This is a genomic window from Micromonospora sp. NPDC047521 (assembly GCF_055587305.1).
Window position 1 is genome coordinate 1 of sequence record NZ_JBVJGN010000029.1, and the last position, 9672, is coordinate 9672.

General features: G+C 69.0%; 13 protein-coding genes. All 13 read right to left on the minus strand.

Translation table 11 applies throughout. The features are described from left to right. Positions 1–70 precede the first annotated feature (70 nt). The 13 genes from ACZ6N8_RS30955 to ACZ6N8_RS31015 all read right to left on the minus strand — a co-directional run bounded on the left by ACZ6N8_RS30955 (position 71) and on the right by ACZ6N8_RS31015 (position 9609). On the minus strand, positions 71–1312 hold the full coding sequence (locus ACZ6N8_RS30955) for a tyrosine-type recombinase/integrase (protein ID WP_466014578.1): 1242 nt from the start codon (positions 1310–1312) through the stop codon (positions 71–73). Between the two features lies 1 nt (position 1313). Further along, positions 1314–1508: a helix-turn-helix domain-containing protein gene (locus ACZ6N8_RS30960; protein ID WP_466014579.1), complete on the minus strand. Its 195-nt coding sequence runs from the start codon at positions 1506–1508 to the stop codon at positions 1314–1316. Positions 1509–1794: 286 nt separating this feature from the next. Further along, positions 1795–3384, minus strand: coding sequence for a replication initiator (locus tag ACZ6N8_RS30965; RefSeq protein ID WP_466014581.1), 1590 nt, complete (start codon positions 3382–3384; stop codon positions 1795–1797). Next, positions 3381–4268 (minus strand): hypothetical protein, encoded by an 888-nt coding sequence (locus ACZ6N8_RS30970; RefSeq protein WP_466014582.1) that lies wholly within the window; start codon positions 4266–4268, stop codon positions 3381–3383. Before ACZ6N8_RS30970 ends, ACZ6N8_RS30965 begins: the two co-directional genes overlap by 4 nt. Continuing rightward, on the minus strand, positions 4265–4468 hold the full coding sequence (locus ACZ6N8_RS30975) for a hypothetical protein (protein WP_210857479.1): 204 nt from the start codon (positions 4466–4468) through the stop codon (positions 4265–4267). Before ACZ6N8_RS30975 ends, ACZ6N8_RS30970 begins: the two co-directional genes overlap by 4 nt. Positions 4469–4484: 16 nt before the next feature. Continuing rightward, positions 4485–4907 (minus strand): DUF3307 domain-containing protein, encoded by a 423-nt coding sequence (locus ACZ6N8_RS30980; RefSeq protein WP_466014583.1) that lies wholly within the window; start codon positions 4905–4907, stop codon positions 4485–4487. Then, a complete protein-coding gene (locus tag ACZ6N8_RS30985; RefSeq protein ID WP_466014607.1) occupies positions 4904–5251 on the minus strand; it encodes an RRQRL motif-containing zinc-binding protein in 348 nt (115 codons plus the stop codon). The genes ACZ6N8_RS30980 and ACZ6N8_RS30985 overlap by 4 nt, the downstream gene beginning before the upstream one ends. A 776-nt stretch (positions 5252–6027) precedes the next feature. Then, positions 6028–6450, minus strand: coding sequence for a DUF6197 family protein (locus ACZ6N8_RS30990; RefSeq protein ID WP_357189295.1), 423 nt, complete (start codon positions 6448–6450; stop codon positions 6028–6030). Continuing rightward, the gene (locus tag ACZ6N8_RS30995) at positions 6447–6965 is read right to left on the minus strand and encodes a DUF6197 family protein (RefSeq protein ID WP_466014585.1); all 519 of its coding nucleotides are present in this window, start codon (positions 6963–6965) and stop codon (positions 6447–6449) included. The genes ACZ6N8_RS30990 and ACZ6N8_RS30995 overlap by 4 nt, the downstream gene beginning before the upstream one ends. A gap of 85 nt (positions 6966–7050) precedes the next feature. After that, the gene (locus tag ACZ6N8_RS31000; protein WP_466014587.1) at positions 7051–7233 is read right to left on the minus strand and encodes a hypothetical protein; all 183 of its coding nucleotides are present in this window, start codon (positions 7231–7233) and stop codon (positions 7051–7053) included. Then, positions 7230–8111, minus strand: a complete 882-nt coding sequence (locus tag ACZ6N8_RS31005) for an FtsK/SpoIIIE domain-containing protein (RefSeq protein WP_466014588.1) — start codon at positions 8109–8111, stop codon at positions 7230–7232. The genes ACZ6N8_RS31000 and ACZ6N8_RS31005 overlap by 4 nt, the downstream gene beginning before the upstream one ends. A gap of 109 nt (positions 8112–8220) precedes the next feature. After that, positions 8221–9156 carry a hypothetical protein gene (locus tag ACZ6N8_RS31010; RefSeq protein WP_466014590.1) on the minus strand — a complete coding sequence of 312 codons (936 nt, stop codon included), beginning with the start codon at positions 9154–9156 and terminating at the stop codon, positions 8221–8223. A gap of 120 nt (positions 9157–9276) precedes the next feature. Continuing rightward, complete coding sequence (locus tag ACZ6N8_RS31015) at positions 9277–9609, minus strand: hypothetical protein (RefSeq protein WP_124775752.1); 333 nt, start codon at positions 9607–9609, stop codon at positions 9277–9279. Positions 9610–9672: the final 63 nt, after the last annotated feature.

Here is a 9672-nt window from a genome sequence, read left to right on the forward strand (position 1 = left end):
CCGCTGGAAATAGCGACCGCAGGGCCTCTGACCTGCGTCTCAAGGCTCTGCCAAGGCCGTCGAACCATGATCATGCCGTGTCCAGGCCGTCAAGGGCTCGCGGAGCGTCTGCGCCGGCCTGGTCTCGACCGAGTGCCTTATCGATGGCCCGGCGGGTGCGATCCTCGCTGGCCGGCAGTAGATGGGTGTAGGTCCGGAGGGTGAAGCCCGGGTCCGCGTGGCCTAGGTAGGCCGACAGAGCCTTGATGCTCTCCCCGGCGTCCAGGAGGACCGAGGCGTAGGTGTGGCGTAGGACGTGCATCCCGTTGTGTCGGTCGTCGGGGATCCCGGTCGCGCGGATCGCGGGCTTCCAGACACCCGAGTTGAACGTCGAGCGAGACAGCGCCAGACCGGCGGGCGTCGTCAGGTACAGCTCGACGGTCCGCGGCTCGCCGGTCAGCGTCTCCCACGGCAGGGTCACCGGGACCAGCGGGCAATCCCGCGTGTGTTGCTTGAGTCTCGCGGCTACCGAATCGGGCAACGGAACTTCACGGGACTTACCGCCCTTCGGCGGGGCGAAGATCAGCGAACCTCGGACCAACTTGATCTGCCGAGTGATATGCAGGACCGGACGAGTCGGGTCGAGATCCCCGGGGCTGACCGCGAAGATTTCCCCCTGCCGTAGGCCGCATCCCGCGCCCAGGTCCACCGCGATCCGGTACCGGGGACGCACGTTCTTTCGAAACGCAGTCAACCGGGTGACCGGCCACGGCACCACCTTGGTCGGAGCGGGTTTCGGCCTGCGAATGCTCTTGACCGCGAACGGGTTGCTAACGATCTTCTTGTCGTCCACCGCCGCGTTGAGAATCATCGACACGTCCGTGAAGAGGACCCGGCGGTAACCCACCGACAGCCCTTTCTCCTGGATCTTCCGCGCCCACTCCCGAATCGTCGTCGGTTGAATGGACGCGATCGGCCTGTGCCCGAGTACCGGGTACACGTGCAGCCGGAGTTCGTATTCGATGCGGTCGCGGGTGAGTACGTCGGTGGTCGCCGCTGCAAGCCAGTCGTCGGCGTACTGCTTGAAGGTGGTGCGGCCGGCGTCAGGGTCGACGTAGGTGCCCTTGAGGATGTCGGCCTGGACGTTGGCGAGGAACGCCTGCGCGTCGCGCTTCTTCTTGTCGGGGAACGACTGCGATTTCTCTTTGCCGTCCGGGGCGAGGTACCGGACGCGGTAGCGCATTCCCTGCCCGCACTCTGGCTTTGGTTCTTGCCGGGACTTCCCATCCGGACCGACGACCGTCTTGTACCAGCGGTCAACGATATGGGCCATGTCAGGCCGCCTTGGACTGTTCGGTGAACCAGGCCCGCACCGAAGCCGGGTCGTAGCGCAGATGCCGGCCGACCCGGGCGGCGGGTGGGCCGTACTTGCGTTTGCGCCACTGGTAGAGCGTCTGCACCGGCACCCGCAGGTAGGCGGAGACATCTCCGATCTCCCAGAGCGGTTCGGTCGTAGGTGGTGCGGTCATCGGGACTCCTTCCGGGTGATGGTGATGTAGGTGCGGCTTTCGCCGCTGTAGCCGGCGGGTCGGGTGCTGGTGCGGCAGGTGACCCGTTCGCGGCCGTAGTAGCGGTGAGTTGGGCCGCGATGGTCGCGGCGTGGGCGGTGACGGTGGCGGTCGGCCCGATGAGCCGGACCGCGACCAGCGGGCGCGGACGTGTGGGCATGCCGCTCCTTCCGGTGTCGGTGGGTGGGTTGTTGCGTGCGCTGTGGAGTTGTCAAGGAACGGCTTCACGGGCGTTGACACGTATGTGTCAAGCGGCCAGGGGCTGGGCCGCGTGAGCGGCGGTGAGTTCGTCGGCCAGGGCGTCGATGCCGGCGAGGTGTTGTGCGCGGGCCATGGCGGCGGCGGTGTTGGCGAGCAGGGCGTCTCCGGTGGTGATCCAGCCGGTGGCCTGGTGGCCGAGTTCGTAGATGACGCGCTCGGTCTGTTCGTCGTCCCAGGTGTGGGGGTGGCCTTCGGTGCGCCGCCAGATGGTGCGCTGCAACCGGAGGAAGCCGAGGGTGACGGAGAAGGCGCGGCTCTTGGTGGCAATGTGTCCGCCGTAGCCGAACTGGTGAGCCCACCGCCGAAGGCGGGCGTAGTCGGGGTGCTCCCCGAGGTCCCAGCACGCCCGGATGAGCCGGCCGAGGTGCGTGCCGGGGTCGCCGTGAATCTCGACGGAGAGGTCGTCGACGCGGCGCAGGCTCAGGCCGGTTACCTCGGTGCTTTTGGTGACGTACTTGGCGATGTACCCGGTGATCTGGGCGAGGTTGACCTCGGTGCCGGGGGCGTTGACATGCTTGAGGTCCAGGCCCTTGTCGCCCCACGCGATGTGCCAGCCCTGCCCGCCGTTGTCGGGGTGGCCAGCGGAGGTGTAGGCGGTCTTTACGAACGCGGCTCGGACGGCAGCCTCGAACATGTCCCGGGTGACCACCGAGGGCGGGGGAACGATCGCCTCCGGGCAGTCGGGGTTGTAGCCGTCGAGACGGATCAGGGCGTGGTAGTGGATGACGCCGCGTACCTGGAATTCGTAGACCTTGATGTAGCGGCGGCGCAGGTCCACGCCGTGAGCCCGGCCGAGGCGGCGTAGTTCCCGGTCGGCTTGTTGGATGGTGCGGCGCCACAGTTCGGGTGCTTCGTGGTTCCAGACGACCTGGCCAACGTGGTCGTAGCAGTTGAGGCACAACGGCTGCCCGAGGTGGGTGTCGGCGGCCTTGTGGCGTTGCCCGCAGCGCAGCTCCTGGCCGTGGGGGCAGGTGCGGCCGAAGGGGTGGCACACCGAGGCCCGGCAGGTGCAGCCGTCCTTCTTGCGGCAGTCCGCCGCGTGCACCTTGACGACCCGGTGGTGGACCGGCCCGAACGACGGGGCGGTAGCGGTGAGGAAGATGGCGATGTGCTCGTTGAGCGGCGGCAGTCCCCACCGGTCGCCTTGCAGCCCGGCTTTGATGAGGTGGTAGGTGTCGCGGCGGTACAGCTCGGCGCAGGACGGGCAGACGGCGGCGCGGCGGTTGCCGCAGGGGGTGTAGATCGCGCCGTCGGGCATGTCTTCGGTGTCGACGGTGGCCATGCGGTTGCCGTCGGCGTCGTTGACGTGAATCTGCCCGGCCAGCCGGATCGGGTGCTTGCACGCCGAGGCGGCACGGACGTGGCCGAGCCATTCGGGGTAGTCGGGGTCTTGGGCGCGGGCGCGGCCGGAGGCGACGGTGCGGGGGTCGTGGCCGCGTACCCACCCGTCGGCGGCGGGGTTGCGGGGGCCGGTGGTGGGGGTGGCCCAGGGCCAGTAGCCGGCGGACTCAGCGGAGGCTCCCGTGCCCGAAACCGTGGTGGTTTCGGGCGCGAGAGGCAGCGTCGAGGACGTCACGCGGTGGCTCCAACAGCGGTGCCGTTGTGGGCCTTGTCGTTGGTGCTCGGTTGGGTGTTGAGGGCCGTCAGGATGTCGGCGGCCGTGTGGGTGGGGACGCGCAGTCGCACAGCGAGCTGACCGGGGGTGATGGGTTCACCGTGGGCTTTCTCGTGGGCGCTGGCGACGATCCGGGCTCCGGAGAGCAGCGCGGGCGCAGGGCCGGCTGTTACCGCAGGCGCGGTGGGTGCCGGGGTCGGGTCCTTGTCGGTGGTGTCCGTGGTGGGCTCGACCGTCGTCGGGGTGTGGGTGTCCTCGCCAGAGGTGGGCAGGGTGATGGGTTCGTGGACAGGTTGCGTGTTCTCGGGTGCGGGTTTGGTGGCCGGGGTCGCGGCGGCCGGGCGGACCGTCGGCGAGGCGGTGATGTCGGGTGACGACGCCTCGGCGAGGGTGGCCGGCGCAGGTGCCGGGACGGTTTCGGTGGGCCGGGTGGTGCGGTTTCCGGTGGCGAGTAGCGCGGCGGTGGCCATGAGCATCAGGCCATCAACGGCGAGGGGACCGAACCAGACGACGAGGGTTTCCTCGTTGTAGTGGTCGAGTAGTCCGGACAGGTGCCGGTAGGACACGAACGCGGCGACCAGGGCGACGGGCGGTAGCCCGACCCAGCGCAGCACGTTCCAGCCCCAGCCGGTCGGCCAGGGCGTGCGGGCAAGGATCTCGATGGCGATGAACAGGAACAGTGGCCAGACGATCGCGGAGATGACCGCGCCCGGTTCCGGGCTCCAGTTCTGGGGAGCGTCTTTCGGGGCGATGAACGAGTGAGCGATGTTCGCGGCGACGGAGACAGTTCCGCCGGACAGCGCGCCGATGTAGGCGTAGACGCGGCCGTTCTTGGAGGTGGTCATTGTGCCGCCTGCGTTGGGGCGGGGGTGAAGAGGGAGAAGGCGATGATGAAGGGCTCGGTGTAGCCCTCAGAGCGCAGCAGCAGGGTGATGGCGGGGAGGTCGGCGGCGGAGCTGATGGGCCGGGCGGTGGGGAAGTCGATGGCGGTCATGTCGGTGCCGCCGTTGGTGCGGTGGGTGAAGGTGAGCAGGTACCGGTACATGACGGTGTCCTTCCGGTCAGAGGCAGGCGATGAGGAGGGCGGAGACCCAGAGGCAGGCGTAGTGCAGGGATTGGTCGGCGAGGTACATGCCGCAGACCGGGGTCTGTCGGTCGGCGAAGGCGGCGGAGCCGGTGGCGCGCAGGATGAGGCGGACCGTCCAGCGGCGGTCCAGCAGTGCGTGGGTGATGGCCGAGAAGGCCAGGCCGGCGGTGAGTCCGAGAGCGGACACCGGCAGGTCGAGCAGGGCGACGGTGACGGCGAGCATGGCCGCGACCGTGAGGTGGTAGGTGCTCACGTGGATCAGGAGGTGACGCCAGCCGGTCCAGCCGGGCTCGGCTTTGTGGGACGCGTCGGCGTCGGTTTGCACGATGTGGTCGGCGAGTTGGTGCGCCGGGATGAGGACGGCGGTGATGACCGCGAAGACGAGGGCGGGGTTCATCGGGTTACCTCCGGGGTGCAGTCGAGGCAGGAGCCGGTACGGCGGGGGATGTAGTAGGGCTTGACCTGCCGGCAGTCGGGGCAGGTACGCCGCGCGGTGAGCGCCTTGTCGATGGCCGCCCGTTGGGCGGGGGTGGCGGTGCGCTTGGGCATCGCCAGGTCGAGGCGGAACAGGTAGGCGACGCGCTTACCGCGACGCCACATGAGTTGCGCGGCGGGTTCTTGGCCGCCGGGGCGCAGGTCGCGGGTGCGAAGTTGCCGGCGGGTCAGCAGGTCGCCGGGGGCGAATTTGTAGGGGTAGGTCGGCAGGCCGTAGCGCTCGCCGGTCGGGTCGTAGAACACCATCGGGTCCTCCGCGTCGTCGTCGGCCTGGTCCTGGCCGTGGTCGTCGCCGGCAGGAGTGCTGCCGGTGGCGAAGGTGGGGTGTTCGTAGGTGTCGCGGTCGATGTCCTCGGGCAGGAACGCCGCAGCGCAGACCGCGCAGACGATTGGACCTTCCTCGAAGGCCGTGGTGGAGATGCGCAGCTTGCGGGGGCACTCGCACTCGCACGAGACGCCGTTGTTGTTGTTCGTGCGGGTCTTGCCTTCCCCGGTCGGTTCGGGGTGGCGGTAGAAGCGCAGCGCCACGGCCAGGCCAGCGATAGCGGGCTTGTAGCGGGCGCGGGTGAGGTCGGTCAGGGTGCAGGGCGAGTAGCCGAGCTTGTCGTCCTTGGTGGTGGACAGGCCGAGTTCGGCGGCGAGGGTGGCGAATTTCTTGTTGTGCCAGCGGCCCTGCCGGGAGGTGTCTTGGATGCCTCGCACGTCGGCGAGGGCGTGGGTTGCTTCGTGCAGGAGCGTGGTGAACACGGCTTCCGGTTCGCGGGACAGTCCCTCACCGGAGATGAGGATTTCGGGCAGTTGTTGTTCGCCGGCTTGCCAGCGCAGGGCGGCGAAGTGGCCCCACTTCATGCCCTGGTTGGGCTTGGTGGGGGAGCCGGAGCCGACCACGAGGACGGCGGCCGGGACTTCGGTGTGTTGGGCGCGGATCGCGGCCCAGGCGGCTTCGAGTGCGCCGACGAGTGCGGCGGTGGAGATGTCGTTTTGACACGTACGTGTCAGGTCGGGGGTGTGGGCGGCGGTGCTCATGCGGCCCTCCGGATGGTGTGTCGGCGGTAGGCGATGGCGGCGGCGCACAGCGCCTCGATGACGTCGGCCGGTTTGCGGCCGGGAAGGGTCTCCCAGTCGAAGACCGGGGCGTGCAGGCCGGCGTGGCCGACGGCGATGAGGTAGGTGTTGAACCACTCGACGGCCGCCGAGTAGGCGTGCTGGTCGGCGTCGGTGATGCCGGTCAGGTACCAGCGGGGGCGGCCGAACACGGCGGCGCGGATCGCGCCGAGGATCGACGCCGGGTAGGTGCCCGTGCGGTGACAGGCGCACTTAGCGGGGCAGGCGTCGTGGGCGTCGTAGAGGCCGGTGGGGGTCCAGCCGTAGCGGCCCAAGTAGAGGGCGGCGCGGTCGAGGACCGCGTGAACGTTGCCGGTCGGCAGAGCCGAGACGGTGCTCATCGGGCGGCCCGCCAGACGAGGAACCCGGCGCGGGTCGGCAGCCGCTCGTGGCTGTACTCGTGTTCGGCGTAGGTTTCGAGGTCGTCCTCGGTGGCGTGGGTCCAGTCGTGGTCATCGGCGGCGTCGCGCAGGACGTCGAGGACATCGGCCAGGGTGTGGCCGGCGTGGTCGTTGAAGTCGGCGACGATCTCCCGGTCGGAGGAGCACAGCGCGCCGTAGTAGTTGTGCTCAGGGGTGCGGCCGTCGCGCCACAGGTAGTCGGCCAGGTGCCGGAGGGCGCTGTCGCATTCGGCGTTGGCGCCGAGTAGGACGGCCATGCGGTCGCCGTGGACGGCCATGCCGATAGCGCCGGTCACGCAGGCCGGCGGGAACGCGGTTTCGGTGGTGCAGTCGTAGTAGCTGCCCTGGGTCCAGCCTCGGATTTCGAGGTAGCGGGCGGCGCAGCGCAGGGTGTCGGCCGGGGTCAGGTCGGCCAGCGCGGCGGGGGTGGTGGGCTGTTTTTGGGTAGGGTTCATGGCGGCCACGTCCTTTCGTGGGCGGTGGTTGGGTCGGCAGACCGGGCAGCTTTCTCAGGGCCTTGGCCGGTCTGTCGGCCGTCTTCTATCGGTGGTGCAGGTGGAGCCGGAGAATCACCCGTTGCCTGCCGTCGCTGACAAGAGCGGGTGCGGAGCGGTAGACCAGGACGCCCGCGTGTCGGGCGATGGCGGTCAGGGCGGCGATGTCCTCGCCGGTCCCGACGAGCACGAGGTCCAAGACCCGAGTCGGCGTAGCAGTCGTGGTCATGCCGCTGTCCGCAGGTCAGCAGCGGGGGCGACGAGGCCGGAGCGGCGGCGGGTCCAGGTGGCGTAGTCGGCGACGCGGATGATGTCGGCGTCGGTCATGTAGGCGGCCTTCACACGGTTGGGGATGCCGCCTTCGGCGATGAGGTAGCCCTCGCCCTGGTTGTTCGGGTCGATGCTGTTGGACGAGAAGCCGCGGGCGTACCAGCCGTGCCCGAGCACGATGTCGGAGGACACGTCGTTGGTGCACCGGCCAGCGAACCGCCACGCGAACAGGTCCCGCAGTGACGGCGGGATGATGTCCGAGGACGGGCGCTGGGTCGCGGCGGCGACGATGATGCCGACGGCGCGGCCCCGGGCGACGATGTCGCGCAGCAGCGCGGCGAACAGGTCCTGGTCCTTCTTGTCTCCGGCGGTGGCGGAGAAGTAGGCGATCTCGTCGCAGGCCACGAGGATCTGACCGAACAGATCGTTCGGGCCGATCTTCCGGCGGCGGTGCGACAGCAGGAACGCGTACCGGTTGTCCATCACGGTCTGGACGCGGCGCAGGGTGCGGATGGCGTGGTCGATGTCGGGGCCGACGAACACGTCGGCGGCGTCCTTCCACAAACCCAGCTCGACCTGCTTGCCGTCGAGCAGGCACAACCGCACATCCGGGCACAGGGCCGCGTGACCGACGATGGTGTTCAACAGGCTGGATTTGCCCGCGCCGGGTTCACCGCCGATGAGGATGTTGCGGTAGATCATCGGCAGGTAGGCCGGGTGGCCGAACTCGTCGATGCCGAGGAAGACCGGGTCGAAGATGGACAGGCCCGCGCCGACCGGCACCGTCTGCGGCGCATCCGGTTGCGGGGGCAGTTCGATGGTGTCCGTGAGGTCCATGGCAGGGCTCCCGGGGTCGGTTGACACCTACGTGTCAAGGCGGGTGGGGGAGGGAAGGGGCGCGGACGTTTGACCCGTCAGGGGTGCTTGGTCCGCGCCGCCCCGGTCGTTAGGCGTAGTCGGAGGGGTCGAACCCATTCGGGCTCGCAGTGGGCGTGGTGGGATTGCGCGGCTTGCGCTGGCGTGGCGCATCGGACAATGCGGTAGCCGGCTGGTCAGGCACGTCGGGCAGGTCCAAGCCGACAGGCGGCATGCCCGGAGAGGTAGGGGCGTTGGCCGGGATGTCCGTGGGGACGTAGTCCGGCAGCGGCGACACAACGGTGTGCGCCAAGGGCTCGCGGCGGGTGATGTCGATGCGGATCAGTGCGGCGTACTTGCGGCCGGCGCGCATGACGCGGACCTCGTTGGCCCAGCACGCCACAGCCAGTTTCTGCACTTGGCCGTCCTGCTCCAGATCCCGCAGGGACAGGCCGGGGCGCAGCCACACCCAGACTCGCTCTCCGGCCGGGGTCGGCTTGGCGAGCAGGATCAGCGGCAGCGAGCCGTGCCGGTTGGTGGCGATGAACGCCGCGAAGCACAACCGCAGCCGGTGCCGCACGATCAGGCACCACACCCAGGCCATGACCCGACGACGGATCAGGCTGATGGCGGCGGGGACGCCGACGACCAGGGCGACGACGAGCAGCGAACCCCACAGCGGGGTCGACTGCATCAACGTGGTCCAGCCGTAGACGACGGCCAGGCCGAGCAGGATCTCCGGCAGCCAGTGCCAGAAGACCCGCAGCACCGGCCACGCCACGATCAGCGCGAACACCACCGCGCCGAGCACAGCGCCGAGGACGACGCCGAGCAGACCACCCAGGATCGGGTGCATGTACTCCGAGGCCACCATGGCGGCCAGCAGGCCAACCACACCGAGGGTGACCCAGAACGCGATGACGGCCCGACGACGGTACGAACGGGCAACCGGCGCTTCGATGACAGTGACGTTGTTGCCCCCACGGTTCGACCAGCCGAACGGGGACCTCTGGCTAGACTTGGACACGACAAGTCCTCCCTACCTAGGGACCTTGTTGGACAGGACGCGGGGTCGCAGACGACGCCAATCAACGGCGACCCCGTGTCCACCTCTCGCTTCTGTGGAGCCGAACAGGAACACCAGCCGCTAGACGGCGGCGGTCTCCATCGCGGTCAGCGCCGACGCCCGGAACGCCACACCCGAGCGGACCTTCCCGTCCCGGTCGTTGACCCAGGGCAGCGCCTCCAAGTCCATCGGCACCACCGGCTGACGAACAGCCACCGCCGGCATCACCGGGCTGACCACCGTCACGTTGATGACCTCAGCGCTTCCCTCCGACAGGGCGTAGAGCTGCACCGCCCACATCGGCTGCTTCGTCTCCCGATCGAACTTCTGCTGACCCGACTGGTCCAGCTTCGGAACCGGGTTCACCGCGACCTCGTACGACACCCGCGAGGTGTCCAGCAGCAGACGTCCCATAACTGACTCCCTTCAACTAGGGCTCGCTCACCTTGAGCGACTGCCCGGTTTGTAGGTTTGCCC

What these genes read in the sequence shown, in the direction of transcription:
- ACZ6N8_RS30955 (WP_466014578.1), bottom strand. Translation starts at nt 1,312, where the DNA reads ATGGCCCATATCGTTGACCGCTGGTACAAGACGGTCGTCGGTCCGGAT.
- ACZ6N8_RS30960 (WP_466014579.1), bottom strand. Translation starts at nt 1,508, where the DNA reads ATGACCGCACCACCTACGACCGAACCGCTCTGGGAGATCGGAGATGTC.
- ACZ6N8_RS30970 (WP_466014582.1), bottom strand. Translation starts at nt 4,268, where the DNA reads ATGACCACCTCCAAGAACGGCCGCGTCTACGCCTACATCGGCGCGCTG.
- ACZ6N8_RS30975 (WP_210857479.1), bottom strand. Translation starts at nt 4,468, where the DNA reads ATGTACCGGTACCTGCTCACCTTCACCCACCGCACCAACGGCGGCACC.
- ACZ6N8_RS30980 (WP_466014583.1), bottom strand. Translation starts at nt 4,907, where the DNA reads ATGAACCCCGCCCTCGTCTTCGCGGTCATCACCGCCGTCCTCATCCCG.
- ACZ6N8_RS30985 (WP_466014607.1), bottom strand. Translation starts at nt 5,251, where the DNA reads ATGGTGTTCTACGACCCGACCGGCGAGCGCTACGGCCTGCCGACCTAC.
- ACZ6N8_RS30990 (WP_357189295.1), bottom strand. Translation starts at nt 6,450, where the DNA reads ATGAGCACCGTCTCGGCTCTGCCGACCGGCAACGTTCACGCGGTCCTC.
- ACZ6N8_RS30995 (WP_466014585.1), bottom strand. Translation starts at nt 6,965, where the DNA reads ATGAACCCTACCCAAAAACAGCCCACCACCCCCGCCGCGCTGGCCGAC.
- ACZ6N8_RS31000 (WP_466014587.1), bottom strand. Translation starts at nt 7,233, where the DNA reads ATGACCACGACTGCTACGCCGACTCGGGTCTTGGACCTCGTGCTCGTC.
- ACZ6N8_RS31005 (WP_466014588.1), bottom strand. Translation starts at nt 8,111, where the DNA reads ATGGACCTCACGGACACCATCGAACTGCCCCCGCAACCGGATGCGCCG.
- ACZ6N8_RS31015 (WP_124775752.1), bottom strand. Translation starts at nt 9,609, where the DNA reads ATGGGACGTCTGCTGCTGGACACCTCGCGGGTGTCGTACGAGGTCGCG.